The sequence below is a fragment of the Massilia sp. CCM 8734 genome (genome assembly GCF_011682155.1).
In the GTDB taxonomy this organism is placed as follows: Bacteria; Pseudomonadota; Gammaproteobacteria; order Burkholderiales; family Burkholderiaceae_D; genus Telluria_A; species Telluria_A rubra.
Window position 1 is genome coordinate 280,208 of the sequence record NZ_WHJI01000002.1, and the last position, 15,483, is coordinate 295,690.

Consider the following 15,483-nt stretch of genomic DNA (forward strand, 5'->3'; position numbering starts at 1 on the left):
AGCCGGCCGGGCGGTGCGGTAAAATTGCGCACCGTCCCCCTCACCTTGCGCCATCGATCCATGCCAGAGCATTTCAACCACTTCCGCCGCGTCGCCCACTGATGCGCCTGCGTTCCCATTATATCGTCCTGGCCCTCTCGATCGTCGTCCCGGTCGCCGTATTCGGCGCCATTGCGCTGCACATTTTGCAGGAAACCCAGCACAGTTCCGCTATCGGACGCATCGAGCAAAGCGCCACGCTGACCGCGCGCGCCATCGATGCCGATATTTACCGCGCCCAGTCGGTGCTCAAGGTGCTGGGGCGCTCGCACGCGCTGGCGCAGGGCGACCTGGCCCACTTCTACGAGGAGGCGCGCGAGGCCAGCGCCGCGCCGGGCGGCTGGATCATCCTGTACGACACCCATGGCCAGCAGTTGGTCAATACGCGCCGCCCCTACGGCATCGCACTGCCCAAGCGTCCCGATCCGGACCAGGTCGGCGCCATGCTGGCATCAAACCAGGGCCAGGTCACCGGCATCAAATGGGGCGAAGTGCTGAAGAACCATTTCGTGATGGTGGAGGAGCCGATACAAACGGCGTCCGGGCAGCGCTACGTAATCGGCCAGGCCTTTTCGCCAGCCTTTTTCGCGCACTCGTTTACCGGGCGCGCCGTGCCGCCCGGCTGGCGCGTGGCGATCCTCGACCGCGCCGGCGTGATCATCGCGCGCAGCGAGAACGCCGACAAATTCGTCGGCCTCACGGTGCGCCCGGAAACGCTGGCGGTCATCAACAAGACCCCCAGCGGCGTGTTCAAGCATCTGTCGCGCGACGACAAGGAAGTGGTGGACGCCTTCACCCGCTCCGAGCGCTCGGGCTGGGCGATCGTCATCGGCGCGCCGGTGGCCGAGATCAACGCGGCCGTCTGGCGCGGCGTGCCGGTCATGGGCGCAGGCCTGGTGATTGCGCTGGCGGCGGCGCTGGCGCTGGCCATGCTGGCCGGACGCCACCTGGTGCGTTTCGTGGCGCGCGCTTCGCAAGCGGCCGCGCTGCTCGGCCGGGGCGGCGAAGTGCGCGCGCTGGCGCGTTCCGGCATCCATGAACTGGAAAGCCTGAACGAAGCGATCCGCGAAGCGAGCGACCGCCTCCAGGCCGAAATGCGCTCGCGCACCGACGCCGAGAACGAACGCAATGCGCTGCTGGTATCCGAAAAAACCGCGCGCGCCCGCGCCGAAGAACAGAATGCGGCCAAGGATGAATTCCTGGCGATGCTCGGCCACGAGCTGCGCAACCCGCTCAGCGCCGTGGCCAGCGCCGTCTCGATCCTCGACAACGCGCGCCAAGTCGACGACGCCATGGCCCAGCGCGCGCGCGACGTGCTGCGGCGGCAGACCGACCACCTGCGCAAACTGGTCGACGACCTGCTCGAAGTGAACCGCGCCCTGATGGGCAAGCTGGAACTGCAAAAGGCGCCGGTCGACCTGGCCGAGGTGGCGCAGCGCTGCGTCGACACGCTCACGGCCAGCGGGCGCACCGCCGGCTTCAGCGTGCGCGTCGAGAGCGTGGCGGCGACGGTCAACGCCGATCCCACCCGCCTGCTGCAGGTGATCGACAACCTGCTCGACAACGCCATCAAATACAGTCCGGGCGGCGGCGAGATCGTGCTCACCGTGCGCCAGGTGGGCGAGGCGGCGGAACTGTCCGTGCGCGATGCGGGCCTGGGCATTGCGCCCGAGCTGCTGCCGCACGTGTTCGATATTTTCGTGCAGGGCAAGCAAAGCCTGCAACGCGCGCATGGCGGCCTGGGCATCGGCCTGTCGCTGGTGCGCCGGCTGGTCGAGTTACATGGTGGCTTTGTGCGCATCGACAGCGAAGGCAGCGGCAAGGGCAGCATCGCCACCGTCACCCTGCCGCGCCTGGCCGGGCACACGCCGGCGCTGCCGGGTGCGGTGAGCGCGCCTGCGCCGCGCCTGCGCCGCGTGATGCTGGTGGAAGACAACGCCGACGCGCGCGAGATGATGTCGATGCTGCTGCAACTGCGTTCCTGCGAGGTGGTCAGCGCCGCCAGCGGGCTTGAGGCGATTGCCACGGCCCTGGCCACGCAGCCGGAACTGGCGCTGATCGACATCGGCCTGCCCGGCATGGATGGCTATGCGCTGGCGCGCGCGCTCAAGGCCGACGCCCGCACGGCCGGCATCGAACTCATTGCGCTGACCGGCTACGGCAGCGAAAAAGACCGCAACCAAGCCATCGACGCCGGATTCACACGCCACTTCACCAAGCCGATCAGGCTGGAAGACCTGGACCTGGCGCTGGCGTGAGCGCCGGGTCAAGTCCGAGCGCGGCGCGTAGCTCAAGCGCATTGGGCAGCGCCGCGCCGGACGCCGTGTTATCGAAAATGATCCAGACGTCGCGCCCCTGCTGCGCGTGGATGGCCATGTCACGCGCCAGCTGCGCAATGTAGGCCGGCGAATACGACGAGTAGTAGATGCGCGGCGAGCCATGCAGGCGCACGTAAATGGCCTGCGTGGTCGGCACGTGCGGCCCTGGCTGGCCCTTGGCCGGATCGGCGATCACGCGCGTGACGCCCGCGCGTTCGAGCAGTGCGCTCGCGTCCTCGCCGAACCAGGTGGGGTGGCGCGCTTCGCAGGCGAGCATGCAGCCGAAGGTGTCTTTCACGCGCGTGAAAAAATCCCCGGCGACGGCGGCGTTAAAACCGAACTTGGGCGGCAGTTGGACCAGCAGGCAGCCAAGCTTGTCGCCCAGCGCCCCGGCTTCGCTGGCGAACTGGCGCAGGGGCGCGTCGATGCCGGCCAGGCCCGCATCATGCGTGATGGTGCGCGGCATCTTGACCGCGAAACGAAACGCCGGCGGCACGCTCGCGGCCCAGCGCGCGTAAGTCTTGCTCTGGTGCGGCCGATAGAAGGACGAGTTGATTTCGACCGTGCCGAGCACGCCCGCATAGCGCTCCAGGTGACTGCCTTCGATGCCGAAAGAGGCCGCCGCCTCGCGCGCAATAGTCCAGCCGGCGCAGCCGATGCGTAGCACGCCGGGCGCCTGATGTGATGTATTTGTCATGATGCGAAAGTGTAGCAGCCCTCGCGCGCCAAGCCGAACACGCTTGGACGGCGCGCGGTCTACAATGACGTTTTACCAATCCGTACGCAGGAGGATTTCATGACCGACCCCGTCCACATCGTCTGCCCGCATTGCGAAGCGGTCAACCGGCTCGCCCAGGAGCGACTGAAAGACACGCCGGTATGCGGCAAATGCGCGAAAGAGCTGTTCGTCGGCGCGCCGATCGACGTCAACACGGCGCGTTTCAACAAGCATATCGAGCGCAACGACATTCCGGTGCTGGTCGACTTCTGGGCCGAATGGTGCGGGCCGTGCAAGATGATGGCGCCGGCCTACCTGCAAGCGGCCAAACGGCTGGAGCCGCGCGTGCGCCTGCTCAAGGTCGATACCGAGCACTTGCAGGACCTGGCGGCGCGCTACAATATCCGCAGCATTCCCACGCTGGCGCTGTTTCGCAACGGCCGCGAGGTGGCGCGCCAGCCGGGTGCGATGGACGTGACCGGGATTGTTTCCTGGGTGGACGCTCTCATGCGAAACGCATGATATGCATGCGAAATTTCAGGATAGGCGGCAGCGCGACTGCTACAATCGGCCCATATTGTTAAAGGAGCATGCAACATGACGCAAGACCTGACCCTGGAACGGAATATGGAAGAACAGAAAAACATGGCGCGCATTCTGTACATTGTGCATGCGCTGGCACTGGTTTTCTCGCTGGGCATGCTGTCGGTGATCCCGCTGATCGTCAACTACATCAAGCGCGGCGAGGCGCAAGGGACTTTCGTGTACAGCCATCACAGCTGGATGATCCGCTCGTTCTGGTGGTTCGTTTTCTGGATGGTGGTCGCTATTTTCTTTGCGGTGGCGCTGGGCTGGGTGTTCGGTATCGGCCTGTTCATCGCATGGGTCATCGGCGGACTGGCGTGGATCTGGAAAGCGTATCGCCTGCTGAAAGGATTTTTCGATCTGGAGAAGAACCAGGCGATGCCGGCTTGACGACGGAAAGCCGGACCGTCCGCCACCGGTTAGCTCGTCGTTACTGGCAGCTCGCTGCCGGTGGCCGGACCGCACACGCGGCTCACAGCCGCGCCAAGCCCTGCTCCAGATCCGCGATCAGGTCATCAGCCTCTTCCAGCCCGATATTGAAGCGCACCAGCACCCCCGCATCTCTCCAATCCTTGCGCATTGCCTGCACCCGGTACGGCATGACCAAACTGTTCGCCCCACCCCAGCTGTAGCCAATCCCGAACAAGGCCAGGCTGTCCACGAAGCGGTCGGTCTGCTCTTCGCTGTAACGGGCATCGAACACTACCGAAAACAAACCTCCCGCCCCGGTAAAATCGCGCCTCCAGTGTGCATGACCCGGACAATCGGCAAACGCCGGATGCAGCACGCGCGCAATCTCGGGACGCGCCTTGAGCCAGAGCGCCACCTTGCGCGCCGCCGCATCGTGCGCCGCAAAACGCAGCTGCATGGTGGGCAGCGAGCGCAGCACCAGATACGCGTCGTCGGCGCTGACACCCATGCCGAGCCGCATATGCGCCATCGCCAGCCGGTCGTTGAGCGCACGCTCGCGCGTGATCACGGCGCCCATCAGCACATCCGAGCCACCCGACTGGTACTTGGTCAGCGCCTGCATGATGATGTCGACGCCATGCTCGAAGCCGCGCAGCGCCAGCCCGGCCGACCAGGTGTTATCGAGCGCCACCAGCGCGCCGGCGGCATGCGCCGCCTTGCAGATGGCCGGCAGGTCGGGCACTTCCATCGACACCGACCCCGGCGCCTCGGTCCAGACCAATTTGGTATTCGGCTGCATCAGTTGCGCGATGCCGGCCCCGATCATTGGATCGTAATAGCGCGCCGTGATCCCGAAGTCGGCGCTGAGCCAGCGCCCCAGTTCGCGGTTCGGGTTGTACACATTATCGGGCAGCAGCACGTCGTCGCCGCTTTTGAGCAGCGCAAAATCGACCATGGCGATCGCCGCCAGCCCGCTCGGCGCCAGCAGACAGAACTGCCCGTCTTCGATGGCGGCCAGGCGCGCTTCCAGCGTGAACGTGGTGGGCGTGCCGTGCAGTCCGTAGGTATAGGCGCTTTTGTCTTTCCAGTCGCCCGAACGCATCGCCGCGACATCCTTGAACAGGACCGTCGAGGCGTGATGGATCGGGGTGGGAAACGCCGCGAAGCCGGCGGGCGGCTGGTAGGCGTCGTGAATCAGTTGGGTTTGCGGGGAAGTTGTTTTCATCGTGCTGGCAGGCTTGGCAGTGGCGGCGCGGCCACTTGCTGCGGCCGTGCCAGCCGTGGGGGACTAGACTACCGAAGCCCAGAGATCGTGGGCGTCGGCGGCGGTGATGGTGACCTCGGCGAATTCGCCGACGGTGAGCTTCTTGCCCGGCACCAGCGAGCGCTTGATGTGGACCACGCCGTCGATTTCAGGCGCGTCGGCCCACGAGCGGCCGATGGCTTCCTTGCCGCCGACTTCATCGACCAGCACGCGCATGGTCTTGCCGACCTTGGCCTGCAGGCGCTTGGCCGAGATTTCTTCTTGCAGCAGCATGACGCGGCCACGCCGCTCTTCGCGCACTTGGTCCGGCACGGGATTATCGAGCAGGTTGGCGGTTGCGCCTTCCACCGGCGAATACGCAAAGCAGCCGAGGCGGTCGATCTGGGCTTCCTTGAGGAAGTCCAGCAGGTACTCGAATTCGGCTTCGGTTTCGCCCGGGAAGCCGGCGATGAAGGTCGAGCGGATCGTCAGGTCCGGGTTCATGGCGCGCCAGGCCTGGATGCGGTCGAGGTTTTTCTCGCCGCTGGCCGGACGCTTCATGCGCTTCAACACATCCGGATGGGCGTGCTGCATCGGAATGTCGAGGTAAGGCAGGACATTGCCGCCGCTCATCATCGGGATGATCTGGTCGACGTGCGGATACGGATACACATAGTGCAGGCGCACCCAGGCGCCGAACTGCGCGGCCAACTGACCCAGCGCTTCGACCAGTTGCGTCATGTGGGTCTTGACCGGGCGGCCGTTCCAGAAACCGGAGCGGAACTTGACGTCGACGCCGTAGGCGCTCGTGTCTTGCGAGATGACCAGCAATTCCTTGACGCCGGCCTTGAACAGGTTTTCGGCTTCCATCATCAGGTCGGCGATCGGACGCGACACGAGGTCGCCGCGCATCGACGGGATGATGCAGAAACTGCAACGGTGATTGCAGCCTTCGGAAATCTTGAGGTAAGCGTAGTGCTTCGGCGTGAGCTTGATGCCCTGCGCCGGCACCAGGTCGAAGAACGGCTCGTGCGGCTTGGGCAGGTGCAGGTGGACCGAGTCCATGACTTCGCCGAGGGCGTGGGGACCGGTGACGGCCAGCACTTTCGGGTGAACCTTCATGATGATGTCGTCGCCGGCAGCATCTTTTTTGGCGCCGAGGCAGCCGGTGACGATGACGCGGCCGTTTTCGGCCAGCGCTTCGCCGATGGCGTCGAGCGATTCTTGCACGGCGGCGTCGATGAAGCCGCAGGTGTTGACGATGACCAGATCCGCGCCTTCGTACGACTTCGCGGTTTCGTAGCCTTCGGCGCGCAGCTGGGTCAGGATCTGTTCGGAGTCGACCAGCGCCTTAGGGCAACCGAGCGAGACAAAGCCGACTTTTGGAGCGGCACCAGGAAGGGGAATACGACGAAGTTCGGACATGTTGGAGGCACAATAAAGCAGAGTAATCTGCGATTATACCTGTTTGGGACGGGGAGTTGGTGGTTTGAGTGTTGCCTTGCGATACCGCCGGCTCCCCCGCCGCCGATCCCGCGCCTTGGCGCGGGATCGGCATGCTTACTTCTTCTCCACCGGCGGAAACGGAAACGCCGCCCCGAAAATGCTCTTGCTCTGGTTCTGCATCTGTTCCTGCATCTGCACGAACAGGTTTTTGCTCTGGTCGATGTAGTTGTTCATCATCCCCTGCATCATCGGTCCCTGCACGTTCATGAACTGGGTCCACATCTCCGGGCTGAAAGGCTTGCCTTCGAACGCCCCGGTCTGGCCGGTCGTGAACTTGCTCTGGATATCGGTGAACGCCTGGACGTTTTTCTCCAGGTACGAGCCCATCATCCCCTGCATGGCGTGGCCATAATAGCGAATGATCTGTGACAACACGCCGCTCGAAAACATTGGCGCGCCGTTCGCTTCTTCTTCAAGGATGATCTGAAGCAAGATGCTGCGGGTCAGGTCTTCGCTGCTCTTGGCGTCGATGACGGTGAACTCGTCGGCGTCGAGCACGAGCTGCTTGACGTCGGTCAGGGTGATATACGAACTGGTCTGGGTATCGTACAGACGACGATTCGGGTACTTCTTGATCAGGCGTTCCGTACTCTTTTTTGCACTACTCATCTCAAGGTTCCACTTATTGCGCCGCAGCGCATGTTGACTGATCACGAAAAAAAAGCGGACTGAGGTCCGCTCCTGACACGCCTACTTTTTGCATTATAGAGTGGATATTCGCAAAAATGCCACTTTACGCGGTCGGGCGCAGCAAATAGTGCGCCGCACCCAAACCGTAAGTACCGGGCAACGGCCGTTGCCCTGCCTCATTGCAAGATTCAGTCGGCCCGCACCTTCACATAACGCCCCGGCGCCGGCTCGATCGGCTGGAAGTCGGCATTCCCAAGTTTCTTTGGAGCACTGACATCCTTGCCGCCGTTATTGGCCAAAAAGGCCGCCCATTCCGGCCACCAGCTGCCGACATGCTCGGTGGCGCCGCTGAACCATTGCTCGGCCGGCACGATGGCGGCGTTGGCGTCGGCTTCCGGCGCAGCCTTCTTGCCCTTGCCTTTCCCCTTGGCCGGCGTCGCCACCGGGGCGGGATCGTTGGTCCAGTAGCTGCGCTTGTTCTTCGATGCCGGATTGATCACCCCGGCAATATGCCCGGACGCGCCCAGCACGAAGCGGTTGGCCCCGCCCTTGCCGGGATTGAGCAGGCCCAGCGACGCATAGCTGGCCTTCCACGGCACGATGTGGTCTTCACGCGAGCCGTACACGAACACCGGCGCGTCGATCGCGCCCAGGTCGACCCTGGACCCGGCCACGGTCAGCTTGCCCGGCACCTTGAGGCTGTTTTCCAGGTAAGTATTGCGCAGATACCAGCAAAACATCGGGCCCGGCAGGTTAGTGCTGTCCGAATTCCAGTACAACAAGTCGAACGGCGGCGGTTCCTTGCCTTTCAGATAGTTCGACTGCACATAGTTCCACACCAGGTCGTTCGGACGCAGCGAAGAAAACGTCGTCGCCAGGTCGCGGCCCGGCATCAGCCCGCCTTTGGCCAAGGCTTTTTCGCGCATGGCGACCTGGGTTTCGTCGATGAACACTTCGAGCACGCCGGTGTCCTCGAAGTCGAGCAAGGTGGTCAACAGGGTCAGGCTGGCGGCCGGTTGTTCGCCGCGCGCGGCCAGCACCGCCAGCGCCGTGCTCATGATGGTGCCGCCGACGCAAAAGCCGAAGGCGTTGACCTTCTCGCTGCCCGAAATGGCGCGCGCGACCTCGATCGCCTTGATGGCGCCGGTCTCGACGTAGTCATCCCAGGTGGTGCCGCCCAGCGAAGCATCTGGATTGCGCCACGACACCAGGAATACGGTGTTGCCCTGCTCTACCGCATAGCGCACCACCGAGTTTTCCGGCTGCAAATCGAGGATGTAGAACTTGTTGATGCAAGGCGGCATCATCAGCAGCGGCACCTGGTGCACGGTCGGCGTGGCCGGGCTGTACTGGATCAGCTGGAACAGATGGTTTTCGAACACCACCTGGCCGGGCGTGGTGGCCACGTTGCGGCCGACTTCAAACGCCGACTCGTCCGACAGCGAAATGCGCCCTTTCTGCATATCGCCCAACATGTTGGACAGCCCGCGCGAGAGGCTCTCGCCCTTCGTTTCGATGAGTTGTTGCTGCGCTTCCGGATTGGTCGCCAAAAAATTGGCGGGCGACATGGCGTCGACCATCTGCTGCACGGCGAAACGGATCTTCTGCCGTTCGCGCGGAGCGGCCTCCACGGCATTGGCCATGGCGGTCAGGAATTCGGCGTTTAACAGGTATGATGCGGCACTGTAGGCGGACATCGGATTGGCCAGCCATTCCGGCGCGGCAAAGCGGCGGTCGGCCAGCGCCGGGGTTTTACCGGACAGGAATTCCTGCCACAATCCCGCTGCTTTTTGCAGATAGTCGTTGCGCAGCGCATCGAGCTCTTGCTGCGGGATGGTGGCGCCGGCGTCCTTGAGCAGGGTGGCGACCGGGCTGGTGTCGAGCGGCGCCGGGCGGAACAGCGCCTGCCAGGCGGATGGATCGGTCATTTGCGCCATCCATGCGGAGGCCATCGCTTGCGGGTCGGGCATATTCATGTTTGCGTTCATTGTTTCAATCTTTTCCAAGGAAAGTTGTATGTGGCTTGTCGCTATTGCATGGATCTATGTGGTCGGACTGATGGCGCTTACCGAGCACAGTATTGTCGCAGGGATTATGACTTTTTTGGGCTATTGTGTGTTGCCTTTGTCAATAGTCTGGTACATCGCCGGTTCCAAGATGCGGCGCATGAAGATCGCACAGAAAGAAGAAATGGCGCGCCGCCTACGCGCGGGACGCCAACAGGAGCACGACGTCACCGGCGATCGCGCGGATCAGCGCCCGTCGCGCGACCGTGGCGGCAGCGGTGATGACGATGGCGGTGACAGCGGCAGCGGTGACAGCGGCGGCGGAGACGGTGGCGGCTCCGGCGGCGACTGACGCCGCGCGGGTCATTTAATCCAGATCAGGCTGGCCTGGCGGCCGGTGACCTGGTCGCGGCGGTAGGAATAGAAGCGGCCGGGCTCGCTTGCCGTGCAATAGGTTCCGCCGGAAACACGGTGTACGCCATCGCGCGCCAGCACGATACGCGCCAGCATATAAATATCCGCCAGAAACTTGCCCGGACGCCCGGGAAACGCGGCGAAGGCCTGCGCCATCGATGCCGCCTCTTCTTCCCCACGCGCCTGCGCGGCAAAGCTGTCGACCACATCGGCGCCGACTTCAAACTGGCTCGGACCGATGGCCGGCCCCAGCCAGGCGCTGATTTCGCCAGCGCCAGCGGCGCGCATGGCCGCCACGGTCTCGCCCAGCACGCCCGCAGCCAGCCCACGCCAGCCGGCGTGCGCCGCGCCCACCACCTTGCCGTCCAGTGAAGCGAACAGCACCGGCAGGCAATCGGCGGTCATGACCGCGCACACCACGCCGGGCGCATGCGCGATGCTGGCGTCGCCCACCTGCACCGGCTGGCCCGGCTGCACGCTGGCGGACTCGACCACGGCAATGCCATGCACCTGCGAAATCCAGGCCGGCTCGCCTGGCAGCGACCGGCACAGGCGTTCGCGGTTCAGGCCGACCAATACCGGATCGTCGCCGACATGGTTGCCCAGGTTCAGGCCGCCGCCGCCGGCGCCGTCGTCATACGGCGCCGGACTGACGCCGCCGACGCGGGTGGTGGCAAGCGCCCCCACGCCGGCCGGCATGTCCGGCCAGTCGGGTGCGATGACATGCACGCCGGGCATCAGACCTGCTCGGGCTCGGGAATGCCGGCGCGCTCGATCAGCTCGGCGAAATCATCGGCCAGCGGCACGATCCATTCCATATCCTCGCCGCTGGCCGGATGCACCAGCCCCAGGCGGCGCGCCTGCAGCGCCTGGCGCGGAAATACCGGCGTCAGATGCTGCTTGCCGTACACGGCGTCGCCCACCAGCGCGAAGCCGATCGACAACATGTGCACGCGGATCTGGTGGGTCCGGCCGGTCTCGAGCTGGCATTGAACCAAACTGACGGGACGACGGTCCAACATGCCGGTAGCGATGCGCTGGTAATGGGTAATGGCCGGCTTGGCCGAAAAATTGGTCGACACCGCCATCTTGACCCGGTCTTTCGGGTGGCGGCCCATCGACGCGTCGATGGTGCTGCTCAGTTGCGGCGTGCCCCAGACCAGCGCAAAGTACTCGCGCTTGACGGTGCGCGCCTGTAACTGGCGTACCAGGTCGGTTTGCGCCGCCAGGGTTTTGCCGATCACCATCAGGCCGCTGGTGTCCTTGTCGAGCCGGTGCACGATGCCTGCGCGCGGCACGCCGGCCAGTTGCGGGCAATGGTGCAGCAAGCCGTTGAGCAAGGTGCCGGCCCAGTTGCCGGCGCCCGGATGCACGACCAGCCCGGCCGGTTTGTTGATGACGATGATATGCTCATCCTCGAAAACGATGTTCAATTCCATCGCTTCCGGCGTGTAGGCCTCGTCTTCCGGCGCGCTTTGTGGCAGGATGACGACCGTTTCGTCGCCATAGGCCGTGTCTTTGCCGCGTGCGGGCTTGCCGTCGACCAGCACGTGGCCGGCTTCGAACCACAATTGCAGGCGGCTGCGCGAAAATTGCGGAACCAGGCCGGCAATGACCTTGTCCAGACGGTGGCCGCAGGCGTCCGGCGTCAGTTCGAGGTGGATTGGAGAGAGGTCGATGCCGGTGGCGGCAGGAACGTATTCGTCGCCTGCCTCGTCGTCGAGGTCGATCTCCAGATCGGGGTCTAAGGGCAAATCCGCCGAATTCGGCGTTGGAGTTAATATCACAGCAGTCCCATCGGCTATAATCAGCCTTTCGTTGAATCTCAGTTAATACTCTCTTGCAAAAAGTTATGCAAAAAAAATTATCGCGCGTTATTGCTACTACTCTTCTGCTCGGTTTATCCGCTTGCAGCTTGTTGCCGGAAAAAACCGACGAGACCAAAAACTGGCCGGTGACGAAATTATACGCTGAGGCACGCGAAGAAATGGCGGGTGGTCACTACGAGGCGGCAATCAAGCTGTTCGAGCGCCTCGAAACCAACTACCCGTTCGGCAATTATGCCGCGCAGGCGCAGATGGAAATTGCCTACGCGCACTACAAGAGCCAGGACCAGGCGCAAGCGCTGGCGGCGGTTGAGCGCTTCATCAAGCTGCACCCGAACCATCCGAACGTCGACTACATGTACTACCTGCGCGGGCTGATCAACTTCAACGATCAGATCGGTTTCCTCAGCTTCGTGTACGAGCAAGACCCGACCGAGCGCGACCCGAAAGCGACGCGTGAAGCGTTCGCCGCCTTCAAGGCGCTGGTCGACAAGTTCCCCGACAGCATCTACGCAGCCGATGCGATCGCCCGCATGAAGTACCTGATCAACGCGATGGCGCAGTACGAAGTCCACGTTGCCAACTACTACCACGACCGTGGCGCCTACCTGGCGTCGCTGAACCGTGCGATGGCGGCGGTGGCGGACTACCAGGATGCGCCGGCGCGCGAAGAGGCATTGTTCCTGATGATGCGCAACTACGACAAGCTGGGCATGCCGCAACTGCGCGACGACACCAGGCGCATTTTCGAGCGCAACTACCCGACCAGCAAGTATCTCGATCCGAATTCGGGCGAGAAGGCCTGGTGGAAATTCTGGGCCAGGTCGAGCCGTCCGGCACGCTGATGCGGCGCTGGCGATGAGGTAAAAGACCGGGGAAACCCGGTTTTTTGTTGCCCCCACCGCCGGTGTCAGGTCTGACATTCGGACACGAGCTTAGCTTTAGAGTGCGTCTCCCCCCTTGGTGTCAGGTCTGACATTCGGACACCCCCTTGGTGTCAGGTCTGACATTCGGACACAGACTGGACATTCGTTAGCACGGTATCCACCGCAGATGCGATGATTGTTGAGTTCGTGTCCGAATGTCAGACCTGACACCGGCCGGAGCACCGGCAGGAAGGCTCAGCTCGTGTCCGAATGTCAGACCTGACACCGGGGGGACCGGTGGGGGAAGTTCGTTACGCCTCCACCTTGCGCCGGAAAATCCAGGTCCGCTCGTCCGAATCCTTCTTGTCGAACGCATAACCGTCCACCTTGAAGCCCTTGAGCTTGTCGGCGTCCACGATGCCCTTGACCGCCGCGTAGCGCGCCATCAAGCCGCGCGCCCGCTTGGCGTAGAACGAAATGATCTTGTACTTGCCGCCTTTCCAGTCCTCGAACACGGGCGTGATCACCGGCACCGTCAACAACTTGGGCTTGACCGACTTGAAGTATTCTTCCGACGCCAGGTTGACCAGTACCCTGGCCTCCTTGTCAGCAATGGCGGCGTTGAGCGCGCCCGTGACCGTCTCGCCCCAAAAAGCGTACAGGTCCTTGCCCGCCCCGGTGGCCAGCTTGGTGCCCATCTCCAGCCGGTGCGGGTGAATCAGGTCGAGCGGACGCAGCACGCCGTACAGGCCGGATAGAATACGCACGCTGCGTTGCGCATAGTCGAGCTGGCCCGGTTTGAGCGAACGGGCGTCGAAACCGGCGTACACGTCGCCATTGAAGGCCATGATCGCCTGACGCGCTTCCCTGGTGTCAACGCTCCAGCTGGCATAACGGCCGACGTTGAGCACGGCCAGCGCGTCGGAAATGTGCATCAGGCTGCCCAACTCGGCCGGCGAATAGTGGCGCAGCACATCGATCAGGGCGCTGGATCGGTCCAGGAAAGCGGGCGTACTGTGGAGTTTGGTGGTCGGGGGCGTGTCCAGGTCCAGCGATTTGGCGGGCGACAAAACAATCAGCATAAGATTCAATCAACTTACTACGAATAATCAGACCAATATGATACCCGCTCCAGCCAAACGCATCGTGCTCGACACCAATGTCTGCCTCGACCTGTTCGTCTTCCACGATCCCCGCTGGGCCAGCCTGCTGGCCGCCATCGACAGCGGCTCGGTCGAGGCCGTCACGCGCGCCGATTGTCGCGAGGAATACCTGGTGGTGCTGCACTACAAGCACCTGCCGCTCGACGAGGCCAGCCGCCCGCTCGCGGCCGCGCGCTTCGACGCCCTCATCACCGTGCTCGCGCCCGACGCCAAACCGGTGCGCCTGCCGGTCTGCACCGACCGCGACGACCAGAAATTCCTGGAGCTGGCGCGCGATGCCGGGGCCGACGTTCTCATCACCAAGGACAAGGCCCTGCTGAAACTGGCCCGCAAGACGGCCCAGGCCGGCATGTTCCGCATCATGCTGCCGGAAGCCTGGGTCAAGCTGACCGCTGCCGAGGCCGTCTGAACCGTGTGCAGATGCGCCTGTTTTGTACTGCGCACGATGCCAAAATCACACGCCCGCCGACAGCGCGCCGGGCTGGCAATGTCAGGTCGCCGGACTGGCCAGAAAACGTTCCGGACCGCATGGGCCGAGGGCTGCCGATCGCTCGCCATCCATGATCTCCTCGCTCGCAAGTCGGCCAGCGATCGCCGCCAAGGTCACTCCCGGATGCATCGTGCAAACATACAGGCCTGCGACAGCGGGCAGATAGCCAATGATGGGAATCCCATCGGCCGGCATGGGCCGCAGGCCAACGCAGGCCCATGCCGGCGTGATCTCGCCAGCCCCGTCGAGTTCATTGCCGATTGCGCCAGCGGTGCGTAGCGCCATGGCCAATGGCTGGTTGTCGACAGAGTCATCGAGAAAATCCTCGGCCGCGAACAAGGTCCCATGCGCGCCTTGCCGCACCTCAATTGCAGCGCTGGAGATAATGGTGCGAACAAGACCGGGCCGGGATGTGTAGCGCATGAATACCGCCGGGGAAGATACGATTGGAAGCGAGACATGCAATTTGTCGGTCAGTCGTCCGATGCCGGTGCCGGCTGCCAGCACTACCGTGTCGGCGTCGATCGTGCCGCTGCCCGTCTCGATCCCCGTCACCCGCGCGCCCTCGACTGCAAGGCCGAGAACCGGCGTCTGCGTGAGTATCGTCGCCCCATGCTCCCTGGCGCCTGCGATCAATGCCTGCGTCGCCACCACCGCATCGAGCGCGCCCTGCTCTGGCGCGTAGGCGGCCTGGCTGGGCGGGTCCCTGAGATGCGGTTCCAGCCGGGCTATCCGGGACCGGTCCACCAGTACCGTGCCAGGCGGCATGGCTTCCCCTGCGTCGAGGCCATACGACAGGGCGCCCGTCCATTGAATCTTCAGTCCAGGCAGCTGCGTTTCCAGGCGGCGGTACGCATGGATGGCGACACCGCGCAATTGCGCAATGGGATCGGGACTCATGGCGGACGTATTAATCCATGCGAATGATCGCCCGGTCACGCCGGAGGCGATGGCGCCGGCCTCGACGACCGTGACCTGCGCGCCCTTGCGCGCCAGGTGGTACGCGAGCGCTGCCCCGACAATGCCCGCGCCGATGACGATGATGCGCTTGGGTTCGACCTGCTTCATTGAAGTGCCTTGTATCGACTTACAGCTGACAATTGACCTCCTGTATCGGTAATGAATGCGAACGCTGTCCGATTGCCTCTGCCGTGCACGGCATTGCGCATGGCATGCTGCCACAGAATCGACGCCCCGCATGAACGTCATGGGTACGCGCCAGTACTGCCGGCCCGGGGCTGTCGCCGGCGCCGGCGCGGCCATGATCG

At 63.7% G+C, this 15,483-nt stretch carries 15 protein-coding genes; 6 read left to right on the forward strand and 9 right to left on the reverse strand.

The features are described from left to right. The first annotated feature begins 101 nt into the window (after nucleotides 1–101). Nucleotides 102–2,297, forward strand: coding sequence for an ATP-binding protein (locus F2P46_RS03425; protein WP_166885212.1), 2,196 nt, complete (start codon nucleotides 102–104; stop codon nucleotides 2,295–2,297). On the opposite strand, the gene F2P46_RS03430 is transcribed toward F2P46_RS03425, so the two are convergent. Further along, nucleotides 2,263–3,054, reverse strand: a complete 792-nt coding sequence (locus tag F2P46_RS03430) for a DUF72 domain-containing protein (RefSeq protein WP_166885214.1) — start codon at nucleotides 3,052–3,054, stop codon at nucleotides 2,263–2,265. The genes F2P46_RS03425 and F2P46_RS03430 overlap by 35 nt on opposite strands. 99 nt (nucleotides 3,055–3,153) lie before the next feature. Between F2P46_RS03430 and trxC the strand changes: the two genes are divergently transcribed. Together trxC and F2P46_RS03440 are read left to right on the forward strand one after the other, a co-directional pair. Continuing rightward, nucleotides 3,154–3,597 (forward strand): thioredoxin TrxC, encoded by a 444-nt coding sequence (trxC, locus tag F2P46_RS03435; RefSeq protein WP_166885216.1) that lies wholly within the window; start codon nucleotides 3,154–3,156, stop codon nucleotides 3,595–3,597. A gap of 75 nt (nucleotides 3,598–3,672) precedes the next feature. Next, nucleotides 3,673–4,050, forward strand: a complete 378-nt coding sequence (locus F2P46_RS03440; protein ID WP_166885217.1) for a hypothetical protein — start codon at nucleotides 3,673–3,675, stop codon at nucleotides 4,048–4,050. Between the two features lie 82 nt (nucleotides 4,051–4,132). On the opposite strand, the gene F2P46_RS03445 is transcribed toward F2P46_RS03440, so the two are convergent. The 4 genes from F2P46_RS03445 to phaC all read right to left on the reverse strand — a co-directional run bounded on the left by F2P46_RS03445 (nucleotide 4,133) and on the right by phaC (nucleotide 9,426). Continuing rightward, nucleotides 4,133–5,296 carry a cystathionine beta-lyase gene (locus F2P46_RS03445; RefSeq protein WP_166885219.1) on the reverse strand — a complete coding sequence of 388 codons (1,164 nt, stop codon included), beginning with the start codon at nucleotides 5,294–5,296 and terminating at the stop codon, nucleotides 4,133–4,135. Nucleotides 5,297–5,359: 63 nt separating this feature from the next. After that, complete coding sequence (gene rimO, locus F2P46_RS03450; RefSeq protein ID WP_166885221.1) at nucleotides 5,360–6,739, reverse strand: 30S ribosomal protein S12 methylthiotransferase RimO; 1,380 nt, start codon at nucleotides 6,737–6,739, stop codon at nucleotides 5,360–5,362. 135 nt (nucleotides 6,740–6,874) lie between these two features. Then, complete coding sequence (phaR, locus tag F2P46_RS03455) at nucleotides 6,875–7,429, reverse strand: polyhydroxyalkanoate synthesis repressor PhaR (RefSeq protein WP_166885223.1); 555 nt, start codon at nucleotides 7,427–7,429, stop codon at nucleotides 6,875–6,877. Between the two features lie 209 nt (nucleotides 7,430–7,638). Further along, entirely contained in the window at nucleotides 7,639–9,426 is a 1,788-nt protein-coding gene (gene phaC / locus F2P46_RS03460; protein WP_166885226.1) for a class I poly(R)-hydroxyalkanoic acid synthase, read from the reverse strand. Between phaC and F2P46_RS03465 the strand changes: the two genes are divergently transcribed. Further along, entirely contained in the window at nucleotides 9,425–9,808 is a 384-nt protein-coding gene (locus F2P46_RS03465; RefSeq protein ID WP_166884739.1) for a hypothetical protein, read from the forward strand. The genes phaC and F2P46_RS03465 overlap by 2 nt on opposite strands. An 11-nt stretch (nucleotides 9,809–9,819) precedes the next feature. On the opposite strand, the gene pgeF is transcribed toward F2P46_RS03465, so the two are convergent. Both pgeF and F2P46_RS03475 read right to left on the reverse strand, forming a co-directional pair. Further along, nucleotides 9,820–10,608: a peptidoglycan editing factor PgeF gene (pgeF, locus tag F2P46_RS03470; RefSeq protein WP_208296486.1), complete on the reverse strand. Its 789-nt coding sequence runs from the start codon at nucleotides 10,606–10,608 to the stop codon at nucleotides 9,820–9,822. Further along, nucleotides 10,608–11,657: an RluA family pseudouridine synthase gene (locus F2P46_RS03475; protein ID WP_166885228.1), complete on the reverse strand. Its 1,050-nt coding sequence runs from the start codon at nucleotides 11,655–11,657 to the stop codon at nucleotides 10,608–10,610. The genes pgeF and F2P46_RS03475 overlap by 1 nt, the downstream gene beginning before the upstream one ends. 65 nt (nucleotides 11,658–11,722) lie before the next feature. Here F2P46_RS03475 and F2P46_RS03480 point away from each other — a divergent pair, with 65 nt between their 5' ends. After that, a complete protein-coding gene (locus F2P46_RS03480) occupies nucleotides 11,723–12,541 on the forward strand; it encodes an outer membrane protein assembly factor BamD (protein ID WP_166885229.1) in 819 nt (272 codons plus the stop codon). Nucleotides 12,542–12,873: 332 nt separating this feature from the next. Here F2P46_RS03480 and yaaA read toward each other — a convergent pair whose 3' ends face one another. Continuing rightward, entirely contained in the window at nucleotides 12,874–13,644 is a 771-nt protein-coding gene (yaaA, locus tag F2P46_RS03485) for a peroxide stress protein YaaA (RefSeq protein ID WP_166885231.1), read from the reverse strand. A 37-nt stretch (nucleotides 13,645–13,681) separates the two neighbouring features. Here yaaA and F2P46_RS03490 point away from each other — a divergent pair, with 37 nt between their 5' ends. Further along, nucleotides 13,682–14,134, forward strand: a complete 453-nt coding sequence (locus F2P46_RS03490; RefSeq protein WP_166885233.1) for a putative toxin-antitoxin system toxin component, PIN family — start codon at nucleotides 13,682–13,684, stop codon at nucleotides 14,132–14,134. An 81-nt stretch (nucleotides 14,135–14,215) separates the two neighbouring features. Here the strand turns inward: F2P46_RS03490 and F2P46_RS03495 are convergent, their stop codons facing one another. Beyond that, nucleotides 14,216–15,478, reverse strand: coding sequence for an NAD(P)/FAD-dependent oxidoreductase (locus F2P46_RS03495; RefSeq protein ID WP_368737873.1), 1,263 nt, complete (start codon nucleotides 15,476–15,478; stop codon nucleotides 14,216–14,218). Nucleotides 15,479–15,483 lie beyond the last annotated feature (5 nt).

What these genes read in the sequence shown, in the direction of transcription:
- F2P46_RS03480 (WP_166885229.1), top strand. Translation starts at nt 11,723, where the DNA reads ATGCAAAAAAAATTATCGCGCGTTATTGCTACTACTCTTCTGCTCGGT.
- phaR (WP_166885223.1), bottom strand. Translation starts at nt 7,429, where the DNA reads ATGAGTAGTGCAAAAAAGAGTACGGAACGCCTGATCAAGAAGTACCCG.
- F2P46_RS03465 (WP_166884739.1), top strand. Translation starts at nt 9,425, where the DNA reads ATGTTTGCGTTCATTGTTTCAATCTTTTCCAAGGAAAGTTGTATGTGG.
- F2P46_RS03425 (WP_166885212.1), top strand. Translation starts at nt 102, where the DNA reads ATGCGCCTGCGTTCCCATTATATCGTCCTGGCCCTCTCGATCGTCGTC.
- F2P46_RS03495 (WP_368737873.1), bottom strand. Translation starts at nt 15,478, where the DNA reads ATGGCCGCGCCGGCGCCGGCGACAGCCCCGGGCCGGCAGTACTGGCGC.
- F2P46_RS03445 (WP_166885219.1), bottom strand. Translation starts at nt 5,296, where the DNA reads ATGAAAACAACTTCCCCGCAAACCCAACTGATTCACGACGCCTACCAG.
- F2P46_RS03430 (WP_166885214.1), bottom strand. Translation starts at nt 3,054, where the DNA reads ATGACAAATACATCACATCAGGCGCCCGGCGTGCTACGCATCGGCTGC.
- F2P46_RS03440 (WP_166885217.1), top strand. Translation starts at nt 3,673, where the DNA reads ATGACGCAAGACCTGACCCTGGAACGGAATATGGAAGAACAGAAAAAC.
- trxC (WP_166885216.1), top strand. Translation starts at nt 3,154, where the DNA reads ATGACCGACCCCGTCCACATCGTCTGCCCGCATTGCGAAGCGGTCAAC.
- rimO (WP_166885221.1), bottom strand. Translation starts at nt 6,739, where the DNA reads ATGTCCGAACTTCGTCGTATTCCCCTTCCTGGTGCCGCTCCAAAAGTC.
- phaC (WP_166885226.1), bottom strand. Translation starts at nt 9,426, where the DNA reads ATGAATATGCCCGACCCGCAAGCGATGGCCTCCGCATGGATGGCGCAA.
- yaaA (WP_166885231.1), bottom strand. Translation starts at nt 13,644, where the DNA reads ATGCTGATTGTTTTGTCGCCCGCCAAATCGCTGGACCTGGACACGCCC.
- pgeF (WP_208296486.1), bottom strand. Translation starts at nt 10,608, where the DNA reads ATGCCCGGCGTGCATGTCATCGCACCCGACTGGCCGGACATGCCGGCC.
- F2P46_RS03490 (WP_166885233.1), top strand. Translation starts at nt 13,682, where the DNA reads ATGATACCCGCTCCAGCCAAACGCATCGTGCTCGACACCAATGTCTGC.